General features: G+C 62.0%; 23 protein-coding genes and 4 tRNA genes. 7 read left to right on the top strand and 20 right to left on the bottom strand.

Features of this window, described 5'->3' with window-relative positions; translation table 11 throughout:
- Positions 1-5: 5 nt before the first annotated feature.
- The 9 genes from HJ583_RS03785 to HJ583_RS03745 form a co-directional block, all read right to left on the bottom strand.
- Positions 6-1,004: a peptidoglycan DD-metalloendopeptidase family protein gene (locus tag HJ583_RS03785; RefSeq protein WP_235943694.1), complete on the bottom strand. Its 999-nt coding sequence runs from the start codon at positions 1,002-1,004 to the stop codon at positions 6-8.
- Positions 964-1,629: a protein-L-isoaspartate(D-aspartate) O-methyltransferase gene (locus HJ583_RS03780; protein WP_217423314.1), complete on the bottom strand. Its 666-nt coding sequence runs from the start codon at positions 1,627-1,629 to the stop codon at positions 964-966. Before HJ583_RS03780 ends, HJ583_RS03785 begins: the two co-directional genes overlap by 41 nt.
- Positions 1,629-2,372: a 5'/3'-nucleotidase SurE gene (gene surE, locus HJ583_RS03775; protein WP_170020604.1), complete on the bottom strand. Its 744-nt coding sequence runs from the start codon at positions 2,370-2,372 to the stop codon at positions 1,629-1,631. Before surE ends, HJ583_RS03780 begins: the two co-directional genes overlap by 1 nt.
- Before the next feature lie 59 nt (positions 2,373-2,431).
- Positions 2,432-3,490 carry an HD domain-containing phosphohydrolase gene (locus HJ583_RS03770; RefSeq protein WP_170020602.1) on the bottom strand — a complete coding sequence of 353 codons (1,059 nt, stop codon included), beginning with the start codon at positions 3,488-3,490 and terminating at the stop codon, positions 2,432-2,434.
- A 188-nt stretch (positions 3,491-3,678) separates the two neighbouring features.
- Positions 3,679-4,263: a hypothetical protein gene (locus tag HJ583_RS03765; protein ID WP_170020600.1), complete on the bottom strand. Its 585-nt coding sequence runs from the start codon at positions 4,261-4,263 to the stop codon at positions 3,679-3,681.
- A 21-nt stretch (positions 4,264-4,284) separates the two neighbouring features.
- Positions 4,285-4,360, bottom strand: a tRNA-His gene (locus tag HJ583_RS03760).
- A 30-nt stretch (positions 4,361-4,390) separates the two neighbouring features.
- A tRNA-Arg gene (locus tag HJ583_RS03755) sits at positions 4,391-4,467 on the bottom strand.
- A 56-nt stretch (positions 4,468-4,523) separates the two neighbouring features.
- Positions 4,524-4,600, bottom strand: a tRNA-Pro gene (locus HJ583_RS03750).
- Positions 4,601-4,658: 58 nt separating this feature from the next.
- Positions 4,659-4,910, bottom strand: a complete 252-nt coding sequence (locus tag HJ583_RS03745) for a YgaP family membrane protein (RefSeq protein WP_170020598.1) — start codon at positions 4,908-4,910, stop codon at positions 4,659-4,661.
- Between the two features lie 252 nt (positions 4,911-5,162).
- Between HJ583_RS03745 and HJ583_RS03740 the strand changes: the two genes are divergently transcribed.
- Complete coding sequence (locus tag HJ583_RS03740) at positions 5,163-5,516, top strand: ArsR/SmtB family transcription factor (RefSeq protein ID WP_170020596.1); 354 nt, start codon at positions 5,163-5,165, stop codon at positions 5,514-5,516.
- Here HJ583_RS03740 and HJ583_RS03735 read toward each other — a convergent pair.
- The 3 genes from HJ583_RS03735 to uvrB all read right to left on the bottom strand — a co-directional run bounded on the left by HJ583_RS03735 (position 5,513) and on the right by uvrB (position 9,465).
- Positions 5,513-6,805: an MgtC/SapB family protein gene (locus HJ583_RS03735; RefSeq protein WP_217423254.1), complete on the bottom strand. Its 1,293-nt coding sequence runs from the start codon at positions 6,803-6,805 to the stop codon at positions 5,513-5,515. The genes HJ583_RS03740 and HJ583_RS03735 overlap by 4 nt on opposite strands.
- 89 nt (positions 6,806-6,894) lie before the next feature.
- Positions 6,895-7,356, bottom strand: coding sequence for a low molecular weight protein-tyrosine-phosphatase (locus HJ583_RS03730; RefSeq protein WP_170020594.1), 462 nt, complete (start codon positions 7,354-7,356; stop codon positions 6,895-6,897).
- A 54-nt stretch (positions 7,357-7,410) separates the two neighbouring features.
- Entirely contained in the window at positions 7,411-9,465 is a 2,055-nt protein-coding gene (gene uvrB / locus HJ583_RS03725) for an excinuclease ABC subunit UvrB (protein WP_101941469.1), read from the bottom strand.
- A gap of 124 nt (positions 9,466-9,589) precedes the next feature.
- On the opposite strand from uvrB, the gene HJ583_RS03720 reads away from it, so the two are divergent.
- The gene (locus tag HJ583_RS03720; RefSeq protein WP_170020592.1) at positions 9,590-10,795 is read left to right on the top strand and encodes an amino acid aminotransferase; all 1,206 of its coding nucleotides are present in this window, start codon (positions 9,590-9,592) and stop codon (positions 10,793-10,795) included.
- A 63-nt stretch (positions 10,796-10,858) separates the two neighbouring features.
- Here the strand turns inward: HJ583_RS03720 and HJ583_RS03715 are convergent, their stop codons facing one another.
- Positions 10,859-11,239 (bottom strand): thioredoxin family protein, encoded by a 381-nt coding sequence (locus HJ583_RS03715; RefSeq protein ID WP_170020590.1) that lies wholly within the window; start codon positions 11,237-11,239, stop codon positions 10,859-10,861.
- 65 nt (positions 11,240-11,304) lie between these two features.
- Complete coding sequence (locus HJ583_RS03710; protein WP_170020588.1) at positions 11,305-12,504, bottom strand: AsmA family protein; 1,200 nt, start codon at positions 12,502-12,504, stop codon at positions 11,305-11,307.
- Between the two features lie 130 nt (positions 12,505-12,634).
- Between HJ583_RS03710 and HJ583_RS03705 the strand changes: the two genes are divergently transcribed.
- Positions 12,635-12,710: transfer RNA gene (locus HJ583_RS03705), tRNA-Asn, on the top strand.
- Positions 12,711-12,833: 123 nt separating this feature from the next.
- Here HJ583_RS03705 and guaD read toward each other — a convergent pair.
- The 4 genes from guaD to HJ583_RS03685 are packed head-to-tail and all read right to left on the bottom strand — an operon-like array spanning position 12,834 to position 17,723.
- Positions 12,834-14,186 carry a guanine deaminase gene (guaD, locus tag HJ583_RS03700; RefSeq protein ID WP_170020586.1) on the bottom strand — a complete coding sequence of 451 codons (1,353 nt, stop codon included), beginning with the start codon at positions 14,184-14,186 and terminating at the stop codon, positions 12,834-12,836.
- Between the two features lie 22 nt (positions 14,187-14,208).
- Positions 14,209-15,126 (bottom strand): ABC transporter permease, encoded by a 918-nt coding sequence (locus tag HJ583_RS03695; RefSeq protein ID WP_170020584.1) that lies wholly within the window; start codon positions 15,124-15,126, stop codon positions 14,209-14,211.
- Positions 15,123-16,190, bottom strand: a complete 1,068-nt coding sequence (locus HJ583_RS03690) for an ABC transporter permease (RefSeq protein WP_170020582.1) — start codon at positions 16,188-16,190, stop codon at positions 15,123-15,125. Before HJ583_RS03690 ends, HJ583_RS03695 begins: the two co-directional genes overlap by 4 nt.
- 3 nt (positions 16,191-16,193) lie before the next feature.
- Positions 16,194-17,723, bottom strand: coding sequence for an ABC transporter ATP-binding protein (locus HJ583_RS03685; RefSeq protein WP_170020580.1), 1,530 nt, complete (start codon positions 17,721-17,723; stop codon positions 16,194-16,196).
- Positions 17,724-17,904: 181 nt separating this feature from the next.
- Between HJ583_RS03685 and HJ583_RS03680 the strand changes: the two genes are divergently transcribed.
- Entirely contained in the window at positions 17,905-18,987 is a 1,083-nt protein-coding gene (locus tag HJ583_RS03680; protein ID WP_170020578.1) for a BMP family ABC transporter substrate-binding protein, read from the top strand.
- Between the two features lie 72 nt (positions 18,988-19,059).
- On the opposite strand, the gene HJ583_RS03675 is transcribed toward HJ583_RS03680, so the two are convergent.
- On the bottom strand, positions 19,060-19,587 hold the full coding sequence (locus tag HJ583_RS03675) for a hypothetical protein (protein WP_143707361.1): 528 nt from the start codon (positions 19,585-19,587) through the stop codon (positions 19,060-19,062).
- Between the two features lie 613 nt (positions 19,588-20,200).
- On the opposite strand from HJ583_RS03675, the gene moaA reads away from it, so the two are divergent.
- The 3 genes from moaA to HJ583_RS03660 all read left to right on the top strand — a co-directional run bounded on the left by moaA (position 20,201) and on the right by HJ583_RS03660 (position 23,568).
- Positions 20,201-21,280: a GTP 3',8-cyclase MoaA gene (gene moaA, locus HJ583_RS03670; protein WP_217423252.1), complete on the top strand. Its 1,080-nt coding sequence runs from the start codon at positions 20,201-20,203 to the stop codon at positions 21,278-21,280.
- Positions 21,277-21,879, top strand: a complete 603-nt coding sequence (mobA, locus tag HJ583_RS03665; protein WP_170020576.1) for a molybdenum cofactor guanylyltransferase MobA — start codon at positions 21,277-21,279, stop codon at positions 21,877-21,879. The genes moaA and mobA overlap by 4 nt, the downstream gene beginning before the upstream one ends.
- 69 nt (positions 21,880-21,948) lie before the next feature.
- Positions 21,949-23,568 (top strand): mechanosensitive ion channel family protein, encoded by a 1,620-nt coding sequence (locus tag HJ583_RS03660; protein WP_170020574.1) that lies wholly within the window; start codon positions 21,949-21,951, stop codon positions 23,566-23,568.
- Here HJ583_RS03660 and HJ583_RS03655 read toward each other — a convergent pair whose 3' ends face one another.
- Positions 23,569-24,792, bottom strand: coding sequence for an MFS transporter (locus HJ583_RS03655; protein WP_170020572.1), 1,224 nt, complete (start codon positions 24,790-24,792; stop codon positions 23,569-23,571).
- Between the last annotated feature and the right edge of the window lie 32 nt (positions 24,793-24,824).

Genomic DNA, 24,824 nt, shown 5'->3' with positions numbered 1-24,824 from the left:
ACCCTTTATCTGGTCGGCAGTAACTTCAAAGGATCGACAGGTTTGCCCTGGCGACGGATTTCGAAATGCAGTTTCGGACGATCAGCATCAGATTTGCCCAAGGTAGCAATCTTCTGCCCTTTCTTCACCTGCTGGCCTTCTTTGACAAGGATTTCCTGATTGTGTGCATACACGCTCGAGAAATCGTTGTTGTGCTTGATGATCACCAGATTGCCATAACCGCGCAGACTGGACCCTACGTATTTAACCTCACCCGTCCCTGCGGCCAGAACCGGATCGCCCAGCTTGCCATCGAGGTCGACACCCTTGTTGCTGCTCTCGTTGAAGCTGCCGATGACCTTGCCACTTACCGGCCAACTCCAGCTGCCATCGTCAGCCACTACCGGCGCCTTGCTCTCAGCCGGCGCGCTCTGCGCCGCCGGCGCTGAAGCACTGGTCACAGGAGCTTTATCGGCAGGCTGCGTCAAATCTTTCCATGCCTGAGGGGTGTAGGCGATGCGCCCGCCCTTTGGTTCAGTTTTGAGCTCCCCCGTCGCTGCGGGAGTCGAAACGCTTGCAGGCGGAAGACTGGAACTGGCACTGGAAGCCGCGGTCGAGCCAATCACTGCGGGCGGCGGTACCGGGCGCGATTCGATGCTGGAGGCTGGCGCCACAGGCTTGGCAACAAGCACATCAGCCTGCGGCGCTACGCGCAACTCCTGCCCGACTTCGATCAGATTCGGATCGGTAAGATTGTTCCAGGCCGCCAGCTCACGGTAATCGCGCTTGTGCAGATTGGCGATGCTGTAGAGCGTGTCACCTTTCTTCACAATGTAGTGGCCAGGCTTGGCCACGGCAGGCCCTTCCTGCGGACGCGCTGGAGCACGCACTTCAACAGGGGCCGGGGCGTTCGAGCTACAGGCCGCGAGAGCCAGGATCAGCCCCGCGAGCGGCAGCACCTTGTATTTCAGCATGCGTTCAACCTCATTCAGTTCCAGCCAGCAAAGGCACGAATCGTACTGCATCAAGCTTGGTCTCCTTGAGACCGCCATTGGCCTGGCGCTCGATCAGCACCATGATCTGGTCTGCGCCGGCCTGGCCGAGCGGAAAGACCATGCGTCCACCCGGCGCAAGTTGTTCAACCAGCACGCGCGGCGTGGTGGTCGCTGCCGCCGCCAGAATGATCGAATCGAAAGGCGCGACTTCAGGCAGCCCCAGATTGCCGTCGCCATGTTTCAGACGCACATTGGGCAAGCGCAGAGGCCGCAAGTTCGCACGCGCCTTGTCCAGCAGCTTGCCGATGCGCTCGATGGCATAAACGTCGCTAGCCAGCTGCGACAACACGGCAGCCTGGTAACCACAACCGGCGCCCACTTCCAGGGTCTTGCCCATTGCCCGTCCGCCAGCGACCAGCACTTCGGCCATTCGTGCCACCACATAAGGCTGCGAGATGGTCTGCTGGAAACCCAGCGGCAAGGCCGTGTCTTCATAAGCACGACTGGCCAGCGCCTCTTCCACAAAGGCATGGCGCGGCACACTCCCGATCGCCCCCAGGACGCGCTCATCGCGAATGCCTTCAGTGCGCAAACGCTCGACCATGCGGGCCCGCGCCCGCGTCGCCGTCTGCAAGGCTGCCGGATTCATGGCCATCATTGCCCCAGCCAGTCCTGTACGCCGGCAATCTGGCCGGTGTGGGTGAGATCGATCTGGAGCGGCGTCATCGAGACAAAACCATTGGCGACGGCATGAAAATCCGTACCCTCGCCCGCATCTGCAGCCTCACCCACCGGACCGATCCAGAAAATCTGTTCACCACGCGGATTGGTGCTGCGAATCGCCGGCTCGGCACGGTGGCGCTTGCCCAGACGCGTGACACGGGTGCCTTGCAAGGCTTCATAAGGCAGATCCGGCACGTTCATATTGAGCAGCAGCGGCTCAGTGAAGGGGCTACGCTGCACACGCTCGACCATTTCACGCGCGAGACGCGCAGCAGTGTCGAACTGCGTCGGGGAACGCCCGACCAGTGACACTGCGAGGGACGGCACGCCGAGCAGAAAGCCCTCGGTCGCTGCTGCCACCGTGCCGGAATACACCGTGTCGTCACCCATGTTGGCGCCGTGATTGATGCCCGAGATCACCATGTCCGGCTGCATGTCCAACATGCCAGTCACCGCCAGATGTACACAGTCAGTCGGCGTGCCATTGACGTAATAGAAACCACTGGGCGCCCGGCGCAGTTGCAGCGGCCGATCCAGCGTCAGGGAGTTGCTCGCGCCACTGCGATCCCGCTCGGGCGCCACCACCGTGATTTCTGCCACCTTGGCCAGCTCCCGCGCCAGCGCCTGCAGGCCGGGCGAAAAATAGCCGTCATCATTGCTGAGAAGAATGCGCATGCTGCGTCACCGACTGATCAAGTCGATGATTATAGAGGCGGGATGCACAGCGCAGCGACTCAGCTCTGATTGAGGCGGAAAATCTCGTCGAAACGCAGTGAATTGCGCTCGAAAACCTGCAGCAACCGCGGATCCATCTGCTCCGGCCGAGTCCGTGCATCACCACGCAGCATTACATTAAGCGCCTCGGCATGCGAATAGGCGCGCTTGTAGGGGCGCACGGCTCGCAAAGCATCATATCGATCACACACGGCCATGATGCGTGCCGCGAGCGGGATACGCTCCCCTTCCAGCCCACTCGGATAACCCGAGCCATCCCAATTTTCGTGATGACCCAACGCGATTTCTGCCGCCATCTTCAGATAGGCGGAGCTTCCGCCACTGAGGAGCTGAAACCCCATTTCACAGTGCCGGCGCATGACAAGCCACTCATCTTGGTCCAGCGGCCCCGGTTTGAGCAGGATCTCATCCGGCACTCCAACCTTGCCGATGTCATGCATCGGAGAAGCCTGGGTAATGCACTCAACAAAGGCCTCATCCTGACCGATGCAGTCGGCCAGCAGACAACAATACTGGCTGACGCGCTGGATATGCCCCCCGGTGTTCACATCCTTGAACTCCATCGCCCTACTCAGCGCAAAGATGGTTTCCAGATTGGCGCCACGCAGGGCATCCGCGCTCTGCCGGAGCTCTCGTGCAAGAATGCGATTGGCATCCTCTACACGAACGACGTAGTCATGCATGCGCAGATAGTTGCCGATGCGGGTTGCCAGCTCGGTCTCATCCACAGGCTTGGCTACAAAATCCTCCGCCCCAGCCTCCAGCGCCCGCATGCGCGCAGTGCGATCACTCAGCGCAGTCATCACAACCACCGGGATGTGGGCCAGCGCCGGATCGGTCTTCAGGCGTGTCACCAACTCGAAACCATCCATACGAGGCATTACCACATCAGTCAGCACAACCTCCGGCCACCCCAGGCGCGCCACGATCATGGCCTCCTCGCCGTTGCAGGCAAGGCTTACTGTATGGCCGCGCGACTCCAGAATCGCCGCCACGACCCTCCGCACCGTCTCGTCATCATCGACTACCAGGACCTTGCCCTTCAACGGCACTAACATCATCAGCTCCGACAACCCTCTTCGGGGCATATCGACTCGGCCTCACAAAACTGAAGTGGCCGTGCGGGCGAACAACAGTGCGGCCCAGATGGATGCAAGCGCAGCCCCCGTCCTCCCGAAGCTTGAAGCTCAGCACTCCAGCACAACAGTGATGCCACGCAAGCTGCCAAGCTGAAAAGCCCAAGGGCTTAGCGTCTACTGCACTTATGCCGGGCGTATCGCCGATAAGCCCCTTGCCAGTCATCAACAAGCTCCCTTTGGGCCTGCGCCAATGGCATATCTCTCGTACAGACAAGACACAGTAGCGTCACTTCGATACGCGACTTCCGCCCATTAGCCTTCGAACTCAGCAGTTGAAAGTTGGATAACTGCCGTGGATGCCCGCCCAGCGCGATTGCAATCCGATGATCCAGCGCCCAGTCGGATGCTGCCTGCAGCGGGATGCCGGCCTCGCCCATGAATCGGTATTTGATCGGGTTGGTAAAGGATGTGGATGGCCGTACCGTCGCAGAGTAGCCCTTCCGGCAAATCGTCTGCTGAAGGGTGTTCTGGCGAACGTCGGGATTTAGCGCCGGAAAACCTGACGCAATGGCCATGGCCGGCAAGGCCAAAACCGAGATGAGTAAGAACTTCATTGCTGAAATGGCGTACGGCCCTTTTCTGATCCAAGCGGTCCGCGTGAAAGCGGAAGTCGCCGCGCGAAGAATGACGATATGCGTGCTGACATGAAACCAGAAGCCGATACTCAGAAAGAAAAACGGCCCTGTGATCACTCACAGGGCCGTTCGTATTCTTGGGGCGACATACCGGGTTCGAACCGGTGACCACTGGAATCACAATCCAGTGCTCTACCAACTGAGCTAATGCCGCCACTGGCACTTCTGATTTTACATCTACTGCTGGCCTGCCCGAAGGGAATCGAACCCCTAACCTACGGCTTAGAAGGCCGTTGCTCTATCCAGTTGAGCTACGGGCAGTTCCATGTCGAGCAGGACCCCGGGCAATACCGTCCAAGTGATCACTTCAGGAACCTTGGTCGGGGCGAGAGGATTCGAACCTCCGACATCTTGCTCCCAAAGCAAGCGCGCTACCGGACTGCGCTACGCCCCGAGGGATCGAAATTATATGCGGAGCAAGCCCGCAGAGTAAACACCGAAATCGAATTTTTCTACTCTTTCGTTTCGTTCCGGAAACTCTCCGGCAGGTTGTCGTGAAAATGCGGCGGCTCGACGCGCTCATCCGGACAACTGCGGAAGCCGAATAGCGGGTACACCGGACAGTAACGAAGCACTCCGGTTGCCAGGGGCACGATACCTATCCACCCCCAAGCACCGATGTGGCCTGTTGCGGCCAGAATAATGAGGGCCAAGCCAAAGATCACACGGATGGCGCGATCTGTACTGCCTACGTTCGGGTTCATGCTGTCTCTCCTTCTGGTTATACGCAGCGGCTGACGAACCATAACAATCAGCCGCAACGCTCTAAGCGGAATCCCTGACTGCATACGCCCTGCCCCTGCCTCGCGGCAGGCTGCAAAGCCACGGTCTCATCACCTGCATACTTGAAGGATAGAAGCCCCTGGAGCAGGCTACCGGGGAATCACCACGAATGCCTTCATACTTAGACAGTAATACAATCAATCACATCAGCTTTTCACGAGGCAGGCCACACCATGCAGGCGCTCGACGACTCCGCACTCAATCACGTCGCCACGTACTTCCGCGCACTCTCCGAACCGACCCGTCTGCGCATCCTTAATGCGCTGCGCGACGGAGGCAAGAACGTAAGCCAGATTACCGCCCTAACTGGTTGTGGTCAGGCCAATGTCTCCAAGCATCTCGCCCTCCTCTTCGAGGCCGGGCTTGTGACGCGCAGCGCTCAAGGAACTGCGGTGTTCTACGCCATCGCCGACTCAGCGACCTTCGAGCTGTGTGACATCGTGTGCGGCAACGTGGCGCGCATTGTGGAGCGCCAGTTCTCCAACACCAGTGCGGTCAAGCGCCAGCTGGGCAAAGTGGCTCGTTAGACGAGCAGCACAGCCCCGCCAAGCACCAGCATGACGACCGTAGCGAAGCACACGCGCCTGGCCGTCCCACGACTTCCCAGCACCAGAGTAAGCGCAGCCTTGACCAAGGTATTCGCCCACACAGCAGCCACCACGGCATAAGCGGCCAACTGCAGCTGTTCGGGGGCGCGAGCGAAATCAACCATCGACAAGGTAATCGCATCGACATCTGTCATGCCTGCGAGCACTGCAACGTAGATCAGGCCACTGGCCGAGAAGCTGCGCCGGGCAAGCTCCACCAACAGCAGCACAACGGCAAACAACAGACCGAACTTGGTCGCCGCCCACAAACTGAACGGATTTTTCAGCGGTACCACCCCCACACGCTCGATCTGATGCGCCATATCACGCAGACTCTGGTGGTAATACCAGCCAGCCAGAGCGGCATTCACCAGTAGCATGGCCGCGAAAGGCGCCAACAGCGGTCTCAACAGGGCGGCATTGAAGAGCGTCACCATGGCCAGTACCCGTACAAACATCACGCTCCAGGCAATCAGCACCCCCGCCGCATAGGCATCATCCAGTTGCCGGGCCGGATCGGCCGCGCTACGGCTCTCACGCGCCAGCGACAAGGTGACCGCGGTCGAGGACACCAAGCCGCCGGTAAGCCCCGTCACCGCCACGCCACGTGCACTCCCCAGCCAGCGCATGGCCAGGTAGCCCACCAGCGAGAGTGCCGAGATCAGCACCACCAGCAGCCAGAGTTTGTAGGGATTCAGTGCAGCCCATGGATCCACCGCTTGTTGTGGCAGCAGTGGCAGCACGATGAAGCTGGCAATCAGCAACTTGAGGCCGGCAAAGATGTCGTCCTTGCCAAGCTTCTGGATCGCACCATGCAAGGGATCCTTCAAGGCCAGCAAGGCGGTATTGGTGACTGCCAGACCGACCGCAATCGCCACCTGGCCAAACATGACCGCAGCCCCCAACAAGAACACACTGAGACCGGCCAATTCGGTCGTGATGCCGATCGAGGCCGCATCGGCGCGTTTTTCGAGCAGGTAAGCGGCGGCGATCAGGATCAACAGACCGATCAGCGTAGTCACGAAGATTGCCGGCATGGCGTTCTGCACAGACAGCCAGGCCGCCAGCGCCCCGGTTTCAGACAACAGCATGAAAGTACGGATGCCCGCAAAGGAAGGCTTCTGGGTATCCGCCTTTTTCTTTTCGCGCTCAACTCCGAGCAAGGCTCCGATCAGCAGCGCTATTCCGAAAAGCTGGACGGTTTCAAGATCAGGCGTAGGCAAAGCCACGACAGGCTCTCCGCATGAGGGCGTTCAGTGCACTAACGGCGCCTCGGCAAGAAGCTGAATCATGCGCCGCAGCACGCCTGCTTCAGAACTCAGGCGTTACGCGACAGCAACTCGCGAATAGCTTCCTCGCACAAATCCAGCACCTGTTCGAATCCATCCGGACCGCCATAGTAGGGATCGGGAACGTCATGGCCAGGATGGCTGGCCGAGTAATCCAGAAACATCTGAATACGCTCTTGTAGATGCCGCGGACACTCCCGTTTGAGCCACACGTAATGCCCCTTGTCCATGGCCAGGATCAGATCGAAATGCTCGAAGTCCTCAGCCACCACCGGCCTGGCACGCAAATCGGCAAGCTCATAGCCGCGTTTGCGCGCGGCCTTCTGGGCGCGAGGGTCCGGCGCCTCGCCTGTGTGATAGGCATGCGTGCCGGCGGAGTCAAACTCGAAGCGCTTGGCCAGCCCCTGCTCAGCTGCAAGATGGCGAGCAATGCCATCCGCTGTCGGGGAGCGACAGATATTGCCGGTGCACACGAAAAGGATGCGTTTCATTCGGGGTTAGGGAGTCTGGGGTCTGAAAAAGATCGCTATTGCCCACAGCCAGCATCAATGGTGATCCGCCCCAAAAGCACGCTGGCGCAGCCTGAAAAGTTCGTCACGGGCGGCGGCGGCTTTCTCGAAATCAAGATTCTTCGCATGCTCCTGCATCTCCTTCTCGAGCTGCTTGATGGCTTTGGCGAGCCCCTTCTCGTCAAGCAAAGCGTAATCCTTGCGTGGTTCTGCCGCCATGCGGCCGGTACGCGGATTAGTTTCATCATCCTGATACACGCCGTCGATGATGTCCTTGATGCGCTTGTTAACCGATTTTGGCGTAATGCCATGCGCTTCGTTGTGGGCAATCTGCTTGGTACGCCGACGCTCGGTTTCGCCAATCGCTGCGCGCATCGAGTCCGTCATGCGGTCCGCATAGAGAATGGCGGTGCCGTGCAGATGGCGGGCAGCGCGACCAATGGTCTGGATCAGCGAGCGCACGGAACGCAGGAAACCCTCCTTGTCCGCATCCAGAATCGCGACCAGCGACACCTCGGGGATATCGATGCCTTCGCGCAGAAGGTTGATGCCGATGAGCACATCAAACTCGCCCAGACGCAGATCGCGCAGGATTTCGACCCGTTCCACGGTATCGATATCGCTATGCAGGTAGCGCACGCGCACGCCATTCTCGGCCAGGTAGTCGGTGAGATCCTCGGCCATGCGCTTGGTGAGCACCGTGATCAGCACCCGCTCGTCCACCGCCACACGCTTGCGGATTTCCATCAGCACATCATCCACCTGGCTGATAGCCGGGCGCACTTCAACAATCGGGTCCACCAGGCCGGTCGGGCGTACGACCTGCTCAACCACCTGCCCCTGATGCTCCTCCTCGTATTTCGCCGGCGTCGCCGAGACGAAAACCGTTTGCGGCATCAGCTGTTCGAACTCGTCGAACTTGAGCGGACGGTTGTCCGCCGCCGAGGGCAGGCGAAAACCGTATTCGACCAGATTCAGCTTGCGCGCCTGATCGCCCTTGAACATCGCGCCCACCTGCGGAATGGCCACGTGGGACTCATCGACGAACATCAGCCCATCGCTCGGCAGATAATCGATCAGGGTTGGCGGCGGATCGCCCGGCATGCGCCCGGACATATGCCGTGAGTAGTTTTCAATCCCCTTGCAGAAACCCAGCTCAGTGAGCATTTCGAGATCGAAACGGGTACGCTGCTCGATGCGCTGCGCCTCCACGAGCTTGCCGCCGCGATGGTAGAACTCGATGCGCTGGCGCAGCTCTTCCTTGATGTTCTCGATGGCCTTGACCACCGTACTGCGCGGCGTGACGTAGTGACTGGACGGAAACACCGTGAATCGGGTGAGTTTCTGCTTCATGTGTCCGGTGAGCGGATCGAAGAGCGTGAGATGTTCGATCTCATCGTCAAAAAGCTCGATCCGCACGGCAAGCTCAGCGCTTTCAGCCGGAAAGACATCGATCACGTCCCCACGTACGCGGAAGCAGCCGCGCTGAAAATCCACATCATTGCGGTCGTACTGCATCGCCACCAGGCGCTGCAGCACATCGCGCTGGGGCATTTTCTCCCCCTCGCGCAGATGCAGGATCATGCTGTGGTAATCGACCGGGTCACCGATACCGTAGATGCATGACACGGTCGCCACGATCACCACATCGCGCCGCTCCAGCAGGCTTTTTGTAGCCGACAGGCGCATCTGCTCTATGTGCTCGTTGATCGAACTGTCTTTCTCGATGAACAGATCACGCGAAGGCACGTAAGCCTCGGGCTGGTAGTAGTCGTAGTAGGAGACGAAATACTCGACCGCGTTCTCGGGAAAGAACTCGCGGAACTCGGCGTAGAGCTGGGCGGCCAGGGTTTTGTTCGGCGCGAGCACCAGCGCCGGGCGGCCACAGCGCGCGATCACGTTGGCCATGGTGTAGGTCTTGCCCGAGCCGGTCACCCCCAGCAGGGTCTGGAACATCAGTCCGTCGCCAATACCTTCGGTCAGCGCAGCAATGGCTGCCGGCTGGTCACCCGCAGGCGGAAAAGGCTGGTGCAGCCGGAACGGGCTGCCTTCAAAGCTCACAATTGTTGGGGAAGCCGGCTGCTCAGCCATGATAAAATCCTGCGTTTTCAGCCTCTTGCCGGTCAACCCGGCGCGCAGGCAAGCCGTTGATTATTCCGCAATTCGCCCGCCGGCGCGAACCTGCCGGCCACTTTCTTTTGACGCTGGAGAATCCATGAGTTCCTCGATCTTTGCCGCCGTTGAAATGGCACCCCGTGACCCGATTCTGGGCCTGAACGAAGCCTTCAACGCCGACACCCGTGCCACCAAGGTCAACCTCGGGGTGGGCGTGTACTTCACCGACGAAGGCAAGATCCCGCTGCTGGGCGCTGTGAAAGCGGCTGAAAAAGCCCGTCTCGAAGCGGCCCCGGCCCGTGGTTACCAGCCGATCGAAGGCCTGGCTGCCTATAACAAGGCCGTTGCCGAACTGCTCTTCGGCAAGGAATCCCCGCTCCTGACCGAAGGCAAGACGATCACTATCGAAGCCCTCGGCGGCACCGGCGCCCTCAAGGTTGGCGCCGACTACCTGAAGCGCCTGAATCCGGCCGCCAAGGTCTATATCTCCGATCCGAGCTGGGAAAACCATCGCGCGCTGTTCGAATCAGCCGGTTTCCTGGTCGAAAACTACCCCTATTACGATGCCGCCACCCGTGGCGTGAACTTCGCCGGCATGAAGGCCTGCCTGGAATCGCTGCCTGCCGGCTCGGTGATCGTGCTGCACGCCTGCTGCCACAACCCGACCGGCGCCGACATGACGGATGCCCAGTGGGCTGAAGTTGTGGCCGTGTGCCAGGCGCGCGGTCTGGTGCCCTTCCTCGACATGGCCTACCAGGGTTTTGCCGATGGCATCGATGCTGACGCAGTGGCGGTACGCGCCTTCGCCGGCTCGGGTCTGCAGTTCTTCATTTCCAGCTCCTTCTCGAAATCCTTCTCGCTCTACGGCGAGCGCGTTGGCGCGCTGACCGTGGTGTGTGACTCCAAGGAAGAAGCCGGCCGCGTGATGAGCCAGGTCAAGCGCGTGGTGCGCACCAACTACTCCAACCCGCCGACCCACGGTGGCGCCATCGTCGCGGCCGTACTAGCCTCGCCTGAGCTGCGCAAACAATGGGAAGACGAGCTGGCCGGCATGCGTGTGCGGATCCGCGAAATGCGTAGTGCCCTGGTTGAAAAGCTGGCTGCGCGCAAGGTGGCACAGGACTTCAGCTTCGTGCTCAAGCAGCGCGGCATGTTCTCCTACACCGGCCTGACGGCCGAGCAGGTGGAGCGCATGAAGACCGAGTTCGGCATCTATGCGGTCTCCACCGGCCGCATCTGCATCGCCGCACTCAACAGCAAGAACATCGACGCCGTCGCCGACGCCATCGCTGCAGTGCTGAAGTAAGCACACGCTTAAACAAAAACAAAGGGCCGCTTGCGGCCCTTTGGCGCTTCTGGTGCAACCAGATTAGCCCGGCAAGCGCGAGCGCACGTTCGCCACCGTCTGCCAGGCAGCTCGCTCGGCATTCCCCAGCGCATAGTGCAACGCTTCCTCCGCGCTCTGCGCCATGAACGTCTCGATCAGACGCTCCAGCAAATGCAACTGCGGCAACATCGGCCCACAGAAAAGCACTCGTTCATCGCGCTGAATCACCAGAGTCGGGAAATTCTCGACGTCGATATCATCCGCCACCTCCGGCTCATCCTCGACATCCACCCACACAAACCCCGCCAGCGGAAATTTCTGCGCCAGCGCCTGAAACCCGGGTTGGTACTCGCGACATGTCCCGCACCAGCCCGCACACAGGCAGGCCACAAGGAACTCCGCCTCTTTCGAACTTACCGCCATTTCACTCCATCCGCACAAAAAGAAACCGGCCCTCAGGCCGGTTTCGATGATAGGGCGAAAGGCCGTCAGCGCGCGATCAGCGAGGGCGCACTGGCTTTGCCGCTCAGCTCAAAATTGCGCGAGATGACTTCCCCTCCCGGCAGAGCAAGCGTACCACTGACCGAACCCTTCAAACGCCCATCCGGATCAATCACGAAGTTGCTCGAGCCACGCAATGCGCCAGAGGACAGCCCCTGGAAATTGGCCTGCGCCGGCGCGCCGGTGCGGCCACCAAACTTGCCTGATATCTGCTCGAAACGCAGCAAACCACCGCCGACCACACCGGTACCGCTACGGCGCATCCCCTCAAGCAGACCAAAGCGATCGATGGAGCCAGACTTCAGCACATAATTACCTTCTACCACCACGGATTTGCCAAGCTCGGCCAGGGTGTCAGCGGAGGAACTGATCTTGAAGCTGCCGCTGAGAATCCCATCCACCACCGCGCGTGGATAGAGACGATCAATCACATCCCTTGCCCGCACGCTTTCCATCTTGAGCTCGCCTTCGAGCAGGAACTTGCCCGCTGACACCAGCCGCAGAACGCCGCTCAAGGAACCACCGTCGCCATTGGCGCCGATGCGGTCCAGCAATACGTAATCGTCAGCCATCTCCCCCTGAGCTACCACACTGTCAAAGCGGAACGCCGACAACAGTTGCGGTTTGAAGTTGCCAGTCTGAACCAGCACCCCCAGGCGACCACCCTCGCGCGGGCTCAGATCAAGACTGATGCCGCCTTCAAGCTGAACCCGGATGCGGCTCATTGCACCGTCGTCACCAAACTGCATCTCACCTGCCGGCAGCGACAGCGGGGTATCACCAAACATCAGCTTCAGCGACGAAAACTCGATGCGTGTCACAAACCGGGAGGAAGGGCCATCCACAACCCCCAGACGTGCCAGCGAGCTGGGTTTGGCCACGATTTCACCCGCAACCACCCGCACCTTGCGCGTTTTGAACTCGGTGATCCAGTCTGCCCAATCCGGCATCATCCAGGCTCGACTGATCTCGATCGGGGTCGCCGTCATCACCTTGACCTTGTCGAGCTCGATCGCAGGCCCCTTCTTGAAAGCATATGACTGCGCAGCAAATTCCACTGGCAGCCCGAGCCAGGTCTGCTTCTCGGGCGCAGCCGAAGCCTGGGCCCCGGAAAAGCTCAAATTGAGCAGCAAGGCAGTCTTGAGGAGCGTCGGCAGAATGCCGCGCAGGGCTCGATGAGCAATCACTTTTTGTTCTCCTGAAACGGGTCACGCGCGGCAAGGGTATCTGCCCCTAGCAAGAATCGCCAGCCAATCACGTATTTTCTAAAAAAACTTGACACCCCGTATAGAGATGTCTATTATTCGGCCTCTCGATTCCCCGATAGCTCAGTCGGTAGAGCGCCGGACTGTTAATCCGTAGGTCCCTGGTTCGAGCCCAGGTCGGGGAGCCAAATTCCAGAAAGCCCAGCAGAAATGCTGGGCTTTCTGCATTTCTGCGCCAGACTCCTCGCCGGGAAGCCCCGTCTTGGAATCAAGCGATCAATAATAAGCGCTCAGGCCGCAAGCGGCCTGATTCAACGGACTGCCGGCACGGCCTGTGGTTCTGAACGGCAGAAGGCCCGCTCACCCAGAATGTGGGTAGCTCGCACACAGCGCTCATCGCCCATCATCATCAGTGCAAACAGGCGCTCGCCAAGCGCTTCAACCCCCTCCAGCCGCCAGGTCAGCTCCGGCGTCGCGGCCGGGTCCAGAACCACGAAATCGGCCTCGCGCCCGCGCTGGAAGCTGCCAATCTGTGCATCCAGCCCCAAGGCCTGAGCACCTCCCAGTGTCGCCAGATACCAGGCTCGCCAGGGCGAAAGGACTTGTCCGGCCGCCTGACTGACTTCATATGCGGAAGCCATGGACTGCAGCATGGACAAACTCGCACAGCCCCCTACGTCCGTTGCCAGCCCTAGACGAACGCCAGACGCGCTGAGTTCGCCCTGCGGGCAGAAACCGCTGCCAAGAAACAGATTGGAACCAGGGCAGAAAGCGATCGCCGTACCACTAGCGGCCAGGCGCGTACGCTCCGATGCGCTCAGGTGGATGCCGTGACCATAGATCGCTCGAGGCCCGAGCAAGCCGTAATGTTCATAAACATCAAGGTAGTCACGTCGCCCCGGAAACAGCTCGGCCACCCAAGCCAGTTCCTGCGGATTTTCGGAAAGATGGGACTGCAGATGCAGCCCCGGCCGGCTATGCCACAACTCGCCGGCCACCGCGAGTTGCTCGGGGGAAGAGGTCGGAGCAAACCGCGGTGTCACGCTGTAGCCCAGACGGCCCTGACCATGCCAACGCTCGATCAGCGCCATGCCGTCGTCGAGTGCAGACGCAGGCGTATCACGCAGGGCCGGCGGGCAGTTGCGGTCCATCATCACCTTGCCGCAGAGCATGCGCAGGTTGCGACGTGCAGCAGCACTGAAAAAGGCATCCACGGAGTGCGCATGCACGGTTGCGAAGACCGAGGCGGTGGTGGTGCCATGAGCCAGCAGGCGCTCAACGAAGAAGCTCGCCGTGCGCTGCGCCAAGGCCTCATCAGCCAGTGCCGTCTCGGCCGGGAAGGTGTAGTCCTCCAGCCAGTCCAGCAACTTGCGACCCCAGGAACCCATCACACGCAGTTGCGGGTAATGAGTGTGGGTATCGACGAACCCCGGCACGATCAGCTGACCGCGATAATCGAAATAGCGCGCAGCATCGCTGATGTGCTGCGGCACACCATCCAGCACGCTGCCCCAGGGGCCACAGGCGAGGACCAGACCATCCTCGACAAGAAGACCGCCATCTTCGAAATACTGCCAGGCCGAGGAATCGTCCGCGGCCCCCGGGTCAGCCAGGAAATGCAGGATGCTACCCCGCACGAGAATGGCTGTCGGCAAAGGATTCATGCGCCCTCCTTGGCGAACGGGTTCAGTTGCCGATCCAGGGCTTACCCAGGGAGGCGGGCAAATTGAGCTGGAGAAGCTTGCGGTCACGTGAAATCAGCACCAGCACCACGATGGTCGCCACATAGGGCACCGCGGCGAGCAGTTGCGAGGGCAGCTCGACACCCAGCCCCTGCGCGTGCAGTTGCAGGATCGTCATGCCACCAAAGAGATAGGCGCCCAGCATCAGACGGCCTGGCTTCCAGGTGGCGAACACGACCAGCGCCACGGCAATCCAGCCTCGTCCGGCCGTCATGTTCTGCACCCACAGCGGGGTGTAGACCGTGGACAGATAGGCGCCGCCGATGCCGGCCATGGCACCGCCGAAACAGGTTGCGGCATAGCGGATGGCGGTTACCGGATAACCAATCGCATGCGCAGCCTCCGGGCTTTCGCCCACGGCACGCAGGATCAGCCCCCAGCGCGTACGCGCCAGCATCCAGGCCAGCCAGGCGAAAGTCAGCCAGGACAGATAGACCACCCAGCTCTGGCTGAAAAAGACCGGCCCGAGCAAAGGGATCTCTGCCAGCCCCGGAATGATGAGGGGCTGCAGGCCCGGTAGGCTCTGACTGACGAAATACTGCCCGACGAAGGCCGACAGACCGATACCAAAGATGGTCAGGGCCAGCCCGGTAGCAGGCTGATTGGTACCCAGTGACAAAGTCAGGAAAGCAAACGGCAAGGCCGCCAGCGCTCCGGCCAGGGCACCGCACAACAGCCCGCCCGCCACGCCCCAGTGCAGGCCGCCGGCAAAACCGGCCACCGCACCAATCAGCATCATGCCCTCAACCCCCAGATTGATCACCCCGCTCTTCTCGGTGACCAGTTCGCCCAGCCCGGCAAAGACCAGTGGCGTGGCAGCAGCGAGTGTGGTGGCCAGCACCGGAACCAGATATTCGATCATGCCGTCACCTCCTTGCGCTGACGCAGGCGGAAATCCACAAAGGCATCCGCCCCCAGCAGGAAGAACAGCAACATGCCCTGAAACAACCAGCTGATGGCCGCCGGCAACTGCATCGAGACTTGCGCCGCCTCGCCCCCCAGATAGATCAGCGCCATCAGCAGGCCGGCCAGCACGATGCCCAGCGGGTGCAGGCGTCCAACCCAGGCCACGATGATCGCGGCATAGCCATAGCCGGGTGAGAGCGACAAGGTGAGCTGGCCAACCGGCCCCGCGGCCTCTGCCGCTCCGGCGATGCCGGCGGCTGCACCGGAAATCACCAGACTGACCCATACCGTTCGGTTCGCGGAGAAACCCGCATAGCGCGCAGCGGCGGGCGCCTCACCGCCCACCGCGAGCTGGTAGGCCATGAAACTCTTGGCCACGAAAAGCCAGAACACGGGCACCAGCGCGGCGGCGATGTAGACCGAGGCATTGATACGCAAGCCCTCGAAGAGCGGCGTGAACATGGCTGGCTCCGCGAACAGGATGGACTGCGGAAAATTGGTGCCACTCGGATCACGCCAGGGGCCACTGACCAGCCAGGACAGCAGATAGGTGGCGACGTAAGCCAGCATCAGGGTGGTCAGGGTTTCCTGAGCCTGAAAGCGCGTACGCAGCCAGGCCGGAATCGCGCCCCACAAGCCGCCACCAACCGCTCCTGCCAGCACCATGGCGGGCAGGATCCAGGCCCCCTCCATGCCGTCGGTGTAGATCGCCACGCCGCTGGCGCAGATCGCCCCGAGCAGGAGCTGGCCTTCGGCACCAATGTTGTAGATGCGGGCGCGAAAACCCAGCGCCAGCCCCTGGGCGATCAGGATCAGGGGAGAAGCCTTGAGCAGCAATTCGCTCCAGCCATTGGACGTCTCCAGCGGCTCGATGAAGAACACGTAGAAGGCCTGCAGTGGCGGCTTTCCCAGCAAGGCAAAGATGCCGGCGGCGACCAGCAGGGTCAGCAGAATGGCCAGCGGCGGGGCCAGCCAGCGCATGGTGCGGGACGGATTGGCACGGGGTTCGATAAGTTGCATTGCTCAGGCAGCCTGTTGTTGGGTTCCGGCCATCAGCAGGCCGATTTTTTCCGCGTCCGTATCTTCCTTGGGGACCGGCAGCGAGAGGCGGCCGGCAGCCAGCACCGCAATCCGGTCGCAGATCTCGAAGAGCTCCTCCAGCTCCTCGGAGATCACCAGCACCGCCACGCCACTGCGCGCAAGGTCCAGCAGGGTCTGGCGCAGGAAGGCTGCAGCCCCTACATCCACCCCCCAGGTCGGCTGGGCCACGATCATGACTTTCGGGGCCTGCATGATTTCGCGGCCAACGATGAATTTCTGCAGATTGCCACCCGAAAGGCTGCGCGCAGCCGCCTGTGGCCCTGCGCAGCGCACGTCGAAACGCTCAATGCAGCGCGCTGCCCACTGGCGTGCGCCAGCAAGATTGATCAGTCCGTGGCGGCGCAGCTCGCGCTGGCGATGCGCCGTGAGGGTGAAATTCTGCGCCAGGCTCATGGCCGGCACCGCGCCACGCCCGAGGCGCTCCTCCGGCACGAAGGCCAAGCCGCGATCACGACGCTCGCCAGCATGCAGATGGCCCACCGCCTGCCCGTCAATCAGCACGCAACTCGCCGCACTCGGCACTTCACCCGACAAGGCCGCCAGCAACTCGGCCTGCCCGTTGCCGGAAATGCCGGCAATCCCCACGACCTCACCACGATCCACGATCAGGTCGATCTCATGCAGCGAGGCGCCAAAGGGGTCGTCGTTGGCATAGCTGAGGCCGCGCAGTTCCAGCACCGGAATCCGCTCGCCTTCATAGGGCGTGGCCGAGCACACCGGCAGCTCGCGGCCGATCATCATGCGTGCCAGCGAAGCGGTGCTTTCCTGGCGTGGATCAGCTTCACCGGTCACCCGCCCACCCTGCATCACGGTGGCGCGCTCGCACAACTCCTGAATCTCGTGCAGCTTGTGGCTGATATAGAGGATCGAAACCCCCTCGCTGGCCAGCTGGCGCAGGGTGGCAAACAGGCTGCGCACGGCCTGCGGCGTGAGCACCGAGGTCGGTTCGTCGAGAATCAGCAACTGCGGGTTCTGCAACAGGCAGCGAACAATCTCGACGCGCTGCCGCTCCCCCACGGACAGGCTGTGCACCAGGCGCTCCGGCTCCAGCGGCAGGCCGTACTTCGCGGAAACTTCGCGCACGCGGCTCGCCAAGGCACGCAGATCGAACTTGCCTTCCAGTGCCAGAGCAATGTTCTCCACCACGCTGAGGGTTTCGAAAAGCTGAAAGTGCTGGAACACCATGCCGATGCCGAGCTGACGCGCGGCAGCCGGATTGCCAATCTGCACCTGGCGACCATTCCACAGGATCTCACCCTGATCGGCCTGTACCGCACCATAGATGATCTTCATCAGGGTGCTCTTGCCGGCGCCGTTTTCGCCCAGCACGGCGTGAATTTCACCGGGCCGCACGAGCAGACTCACATCATCGTTGGCAAGCACACCCGGATAGCGCTTGCTGATATGCAGCAGCTCGAGACGCGGCGCTGGGTCGGGGCGGGAGGAAGTCATGCGGGACCTGCAGGCAGAAGAGGAAAGGCGGCGTGCAAAGTCTAGCAGCCCTGCCCTGCTGACAGCACGGCAATACGCCATCGAATGCTGATAAGCATCATAATCGCTGGCTGATTGACGCTACCCTGCGCCGAATCCATGCTGTGACCTCCCGCTCGCCTCTCAAATCAGGAGTTTTCCAATGCGCTTCCTGCCCCTCCTCGGCCGCCTGGCCGCCCTCGCCCTGACTGCCTGTACGCTCGCCGGTGCCGCACACGCCGAAGAGCCGCTCAAGGCTGGTTTCATTTACATCGGCCCGACCGGTGACCACGGCTGGACCTACGCCCACGATCAGGGCCGCAAGGCCATGGAAGCCAAGTTCGCAGGCAAGGTGAAGACCACCTTCGTCGAGAACGTGCCGGAAACGGCCGACGCCGAACGTGTGATCCGCGATCTCGCCAGCAAGGGTCACAAGGTGATCTTCGCTACCTCCTTCGGCTACATGAATGCGATGGACAAGGTTGCGCGTCAGTTCCCGAAAACCGTCTTCATGCACGCCACCGGCTACAAGAGCGGCAAGAACCTCGGCATCTACGACGTGCGCACCTATGAAGGTGCTTACATGCTGGGCGTGGTGGCCGGCAAAATGAGCAAGTCCGGCAAGCTCGGCGTGGTCGGCTCGATCGCCATTCCGGAAGTGGTGCGCAACATCAATGCCTTCACCCTCGGCGCGCGCAGCGTGAACCCGAAGGCCACCACCCGTGTCATCTGGGTCAACAGCTGGTTCGACCCGGGCAAGGAACGTGAAGCCGCCCTGGCCCTGATCTCGCAAGGCGCGGATGTGCTGATGCAGAACACCGACTCCCCGGCAGTGGTTCAGACCGCACAGGAAAAGGGTGTGTTCGCCTTTGGCTGGGATTCGGACATGAGCAAGTTCGGTGGCAAGGCACAGCTGGCCGCCTCGGTCCTGAACTGGGAAGTGATCTACAGCCAGGAAGTGGACAAGGTTCTCAAGGGCACCTGGAAGACCACCGATCTCTGGTATGGCGTGAAGGAAGGCGCCGTAACGATCGACAACTTCGGCCCGGCCGTACCGGCTGACGTGAAGAAGCTTGCCGAAGAGCGTCGCGATGCGCTCAAGGCCGGCAAGCTGCATCCCTTCACCGGCCCGCTGAAAGACAACGCAGGCAAGGAAATGGTCGCCGCTGGCCAGACCATGGCTGATGCTGACCTGCGCAAGATGAACGCCTACGTTGAAGGCGTTGAAGGCTCGATTCCGAAGTAAATCCGTGCCGCTTTAAAAACAATCGGGGCGCCCATGGGCGCCCCGATTGTTTTTACGCACCCGCAGGCAGGCTCAGAAGGCGATTCGCAGCTGCCCGGCCAGCGTGGCCGGCGTCTTGGATGCGGAAGGAATGTAGATCAAGGCCGCTTCCAGATAAGGCATGCGCAACACCAACTCGGGCAGGACCGCCAAGTGGATACCGTGCTCCACCCCACCGATCTGGATACCGTCCTCATACCCCGAAACACCGCCTAGCACCACGCCAGCATGCAGACGCATCCAGTCCGGCCCGAACAGGCGCCACTGGTACTCGCGCCCGGCATACACCGAGTAGCGCCGGATGCTGTTGTAATACCCGCCAGCAGTCCAGCCACCTGGGGTGCGGAAACCTATCCCCTTGTTGTTTTCGTTGTACTCGTAGCTCGGGTCATCCACCATATGCTTGGATTGAAAACCACTGGCAATAGCCCAGTCCAGCGGCTCCTTGGAGCGATTCAGATCCGAGAAGAAACCCAGGATTGCGTTGTCTTCGGCATGCAGACTGCCGGAGAAGGAAAGAGCGATCAAAACCGTTGCGACAAGCTTCAGTATGTTTTTCATGTCAGCCACCACTTGCTTTATCTGGGCTGACCTGAACACCTCCATCGGTCAGCCTCCAGTACCGTGCAGCGCACGGTGCTTGCCCTGACAACAGAAACCAGTCGGGCGTGAGTAGGCTTACGGATCACGAAACATTTTTTTTAGAAGCGTGTGCCCTAGTGAAAACTAGCTGCGGCAAGCAAAGGTAAATATTTCCTACATAAACTTTCGGCATAAGAGAAAACCCCTAAAAGCCGGAAGTCCCCCTGAAAAGCACAGCTATTCCACATACCTGCAAGGCAACCTACGCTTAAGCCTCAGGCTGAGTGGGCTCGATGACAAAAAGCCGGATTTTTACAGGGGCCTTCAGATAGAACTAAAGTCGTAGCTGTATATCCGGCGCAGGCTGTCGGCCTAAAAATCCGGGGCCGACAAAGTACCGATCCAGCGGTACAACACCCCACCCGGCAAGGTGCTTACACGTGTCGACCGGGATCATCTGCGCTCAAGGACTACACCCTGCCAGACCGGCGGGCGACGGCTCCTTCTTGGCATACCGCCAAGCAGCCGCTTATCCCGGATCAAGGCAGCCCTGTTACAGGCGCGGTTTATTACAGGCCTCACGGCAGCCATAATGCACACCATGCCCCTGGCCGAAACCCGCCTTCCCCTCAGCAGCCTGCTGCGCCCCACGGCCCCTGCGCCGGGCCCCGTGCTGGTAGACCAGCTCGGCCGGCCGCTGCGCGACCTGCGCATCTCGGTGACGGATCGCTGCAATTTCCGCTGCACCTACTGCATGCCGCGCGACAAGTTCGGCCGCGAGCACGCATTTCTCGCCCACGACGAAATCCTGCGCTACGAGGAAATAGCCCGTCTGGCCCAAGTTTTCAGGGGGCTTGGGGTGGAGAAGATCCGCCTGACCGGTGGCGAGCCGCTGATGCGCAAGCATCTGGATCGCCTGGTCGCTATGCTGGCGCAGATCCCCGGGCTGGATCTCACCCTGACCACCAACGGTGCGCTGCTCGCCCGCCATGCTGCGGCACTCAAGGCCGCCGGCCTTAAGCGGGTCACGATCAGTCTCGACGCGCTGGATGAGGCCGTGTTCCGCAGCATGAGTGACGCCGAATGCAGCGTGAGCGAAGTGCTGGCCGGCATCGATGCCGCAGCCGCCGCAGGTCTCGGCCCGCTGAAGGTGAACATGGTGGTGCGGCGCGGCGTGAATGATCACCAGATTCTGCCGATGGCACGCCACTTTCGCGGCAGTGGTCACATCCTGCGCTTCATCGAGTACATGGACGTCGGCGCAAGCAACGGCTGGCGCATGGACGACGTGCTGCCGGCCCGCGAAATCCTCACCCGCATCGCCAGCGAGTTCCCGCTCGAGGCCATCGACCGTGACTACCCCGGCGAAGTCGCCGAGCGCTGGCGCTATGCCGATGGCGGCGGCGAGATCGGCGTGATCGCCTCCGTCACCCAGGCCTTCTGTCGTGATTGCACGCGCCTGCGCCTGTCGCCCGAAGGCAAGCTGTTTACCTGCCTGTTCGCCAGCGCCGGCCACGACATGCGCGCATTGCTGCGCGAAGAGCGCAGCAATGCGGAACTGGCGGCCTGGATTGGCGCGGTATGGCAGGCGCGTGGCGATCGCTACTCCGAGCTGCGCGGTCAGGCGAGTGCGAGCGCCCAGAAAATCGAGATGAGTTACATCGGCGGATGACGCAGCGACCTGCACTCACAGGCGTGATCCTGGCCGGCGGCGCCGCGCGGCGCATGGGCGGGCAGGACAAGGGGCTCGTCGACTTCCGTGGCCGTCCGCTGGTGGCCTGGGTGATCGAAGCGCTCGCCCCGCAGGTGGACGAACTGCTCATCGTCGCCAACCGCAATCTGGACCGCTATCGCGTCTTCGGCCACCCCGTGGTGAGCGATCTGCGCCCCGACTTCCCCGGCCCGCTGGCCGGCTTCGAGGCAGCCCTCAGCGCTGCGCACCATGACTGGGTGCTCACTTGCCCGGTCGATACGCCCCTGCTGCCGCCGGACTATGCCCGCATGCTCTGCCCCGCCTGCCCGCAGCGCGCGGCCGTGGGCTGCCTCGACGGTCACTGGGAGCCGCTCTTCAGCCTGCTGCCCAAAGCCGCCCTGCCCGGCCTGAGTTCGATGCTGGATGCAGGCGAGCGCACCGCCCGCCGCTGGCTGGCCAGTCTTGATCCTGTCCTGATCGCGCTCGACGCTCAGGCAGCCAGCCTGCGCGATGCGGACGATGCCGCTGCGCTGCGTGCGCTGGCCGGCACGCTGCCGCCCCTCACCCGGGAGTCATAAAGCCTCTGAACGGCAGCCTCCATGCTGAAGACATGCTAGATTCGGTGCCACGCCCACCCGGAGCCTGCCATGCCGCCCCTCCTGCACCGTTTCGCCCGTTCCCTGCTCCTCCCTTTGCTGGCCCTCGGCATGCTGCTGACCAGCGCACCGGGCCTTGGCGCCGAAACGCAGGCCAGCGCCACGCTGTCCATCATGAATCGCGAAGTCGTGCAATTCCGCGCGCCTTTGCTTGGCGCCAGCCCGCAACAACGTGTGGCGCGCAGCGAGCAGGCCCTGAGGGAAGCCATCGCCCACGGCGGCAAGCTTGAGCTCTCGGTGCAGGCCACCCCGGCAGGCAACAGCATCCTGCTCGACAACTTCCTGCTCTTCACCCTGCAGCCCGAAGACGTCGACAAGCTCAGTGGCCAGACGCTCGAAGCCCTCACGGCCGAAACGCTGCACCGCCTCGAACAGATCCGCGAAGAAAACCACGAAAGCCGCGACCTCAAACTACTCCTGCGCGGCCTCGCCTGGGTTGTGGGTGAAAGCGCTATCTACGCACTGGCCCTGTGGCTTTTGCTGCGCTCACGGCGCTGGTTAAACGCTCGTCTGATACGCGCGGCAGCCCGCCAGAGCGAGCATCTGAAAATCATTCCGGGCGAACTCCTGCAGCCCCGCAGGCTGCTTGATCTGCTCGGCAAAGTGTTGGCTGTTCCGTACTGGGGCGCCATCGCACTGCTTGCCTACACCTGGCTCAGCACGGTGCTGGGGCAATTCCCCTATACCCGCGCCTGGGGCGAGCGCCTCAGTGATTTCCTGATCGGCATCGTCATCACGCTGGGACAGGGCATCCTGCGCGCAATCCCGGATCTCGTGATCGCCGCCTGCATGTTCCTGATCGCGCACGCAGTGGTGCGCATCCTGCGCCCCTTCTTCGACCGGATCGAAGCCGGCAGCGAGGCCTTTAGCTGGCTGGATGCCGAAACCGTGCGCCCCACCCGAAATATCGTCACCGGCATCATCTGGATCTTCGCGCTGGTAATGGCCTATCCCTACCTCCCGGGCTCCAACTCCGAGGCCTTCAAGGGGGTATCGGTGCTGCTGGGCCTGATGATTTCACTGGGGGCCTCCAGCGTGGTGGGGCAGGCCGCCAGCGGCCTGATCTTGATGTACACCCGCACCCTGAGGCGCGGTGAATATGTGCGCATCGGCGAGCACGAGGGCACCATCGTCGAGATGGGCGTCTTCAACACCCGCCTGCGCACCGGGCGCGGCTCCGAAATCACGTTGCCGAACTCGCTGATTGTCGGCCACTCCACCACCAATTACTCGCGCACGGTCAAGGGCAAAGGCTACGTCGTCGACACCGCCGTCACCATCGGCTACGACACGCCCTGGCGCCAGGTCGAAGCCATGCTCATCGAGGCCGCCGGCCGCACTGACGGCATCGTCGCCAAGCCACGCCCAGCGGTGTTCCAGACCGCCTTGTCGGACTTCTACCCGGAGTACACCCTGGTCTGCCAGGCCGTGCCCAGCGAGCCGCGGCCGCGCGCCGAAGTGCTCAGCGAGCTGCATGCCCACATCCAGGATGTGTTCAACGAGTACGGCGTGCAGATCATGTCGCCACACTATCTGGGCGACCCGGCCAGCGACAAGATCGTGCCCCCGGCGCGCTGGTACGCAGCCCCCGCCCGCCAGCCCGAATCCTGATCAGCGACGCGGCAGCCAGCGCGCCGCGCACAGGGCCATGGCGAGACAGCTCAGGCCGATGCCAAGGAACACCGGCGGCAGGCCGAAGCGATCCGCCGCCAGCCCGATTGCGATGGTGCCGAGCGGCCCGGGAAGAATGGTCACGAAGCGCATCGAAGTCACCATCCGCCCGAGCAGCGCATCGGGCGTCACGGCCAGACGCAGGCTCAGATAATTCACAACATACAGCGTGCTGCCGGCGTTGAACACAAACAGCGCGATGCCGGCGGCCAGCGCCGTAGCGGGCCAGTCCGCCTGCGGCAGCACATACAGCAGATAGCCCAGCGCGGCCAGGGCCACGCCTGCCACCAATGCGTTGCGCATGCCAAAGCGCTGCCCGGCAAAATGCGCCAGCGGCGCCCCGGCCAGTCCGCCCAGCGCCCCCAGCGTGTTGACCAGCCCGATACCGCCCTCCCCCAGCCCCAGATTGCGCGCGGCATGCAGCACATACAGCGCCTTGAACGCGTCCGACAGCATGATCCACACCGCCACCACGCCGACCAGCCCGCGCAGCATCGGCGTGCGCCACACCAGCAGCAAACCTTCGCGGATCTGGGCAATCACGGAAGCGCCCCGATGCGACTGTGGTACCTCATTCAGGCGGATGCTGGCGATCAGGACGCCCGCGATCACAAAGCTCGCCGCATCCACGCTCACCGCCAACGGCGCGCCCACCGCCGCGATCAGCAGCGCCGCCAGAGCCGGCCCGCACACCTGGGCCAGCGAACTGGCAGCCGAGAGCTTGCTGTTGGCAATCACCAGCCGCTCGCGCCCGACCAGCAGGGTCACCAGCACCTGAGTGGCCGAGCCGCCAATGGCCTCCGTCGTCGACACCACGAAGCCCACCGCATACAGCACGCCCATGCTCAGGAAGCCACCTTCGTAGCCCAGCGGCACCAAAGCCAGCCCCGCCGCAGCCACAAAATTGAAGAGCACCGCCAGACGCTGCTTGCGGCTGCGGTCAATCCACACCCCGGCCGGCAGGCCGATGGTGATGAAGGGCAGCAGTTCGCACGCGGCCAGAATCCCCATCTCGGTGGCGCTGGCGTCGAGCAGGCTCACCGCCGTCAGCGGCAAGGCCATCAGGGATACCGCCGTACCGAGCGCCGACAAAGTGCTGGCGACGAACAGCCGCAGGAAACCGGCGTCACGCCACAGGGATTCGGCAGGAAGGAAGCTGAACACGGAACAGGATGCGCGCTGCAAAACGGGGCTGC

The organism is Uliginosibacterium aquaticum (genome assembly GCF_012972705.2).
GTDB lineage: Bacteria > Pseudomonadota > Gammaproteobacteria > Burkholderiales > Rhodocyclaceae > Uliginosibacterium > Uliginosibacterium aquaticum.
The sequence above is the reverse complement of the archived record's forward strand: the minus strand, read 5'-3'. Positions and strand labels throughout refer to the sequence as shown.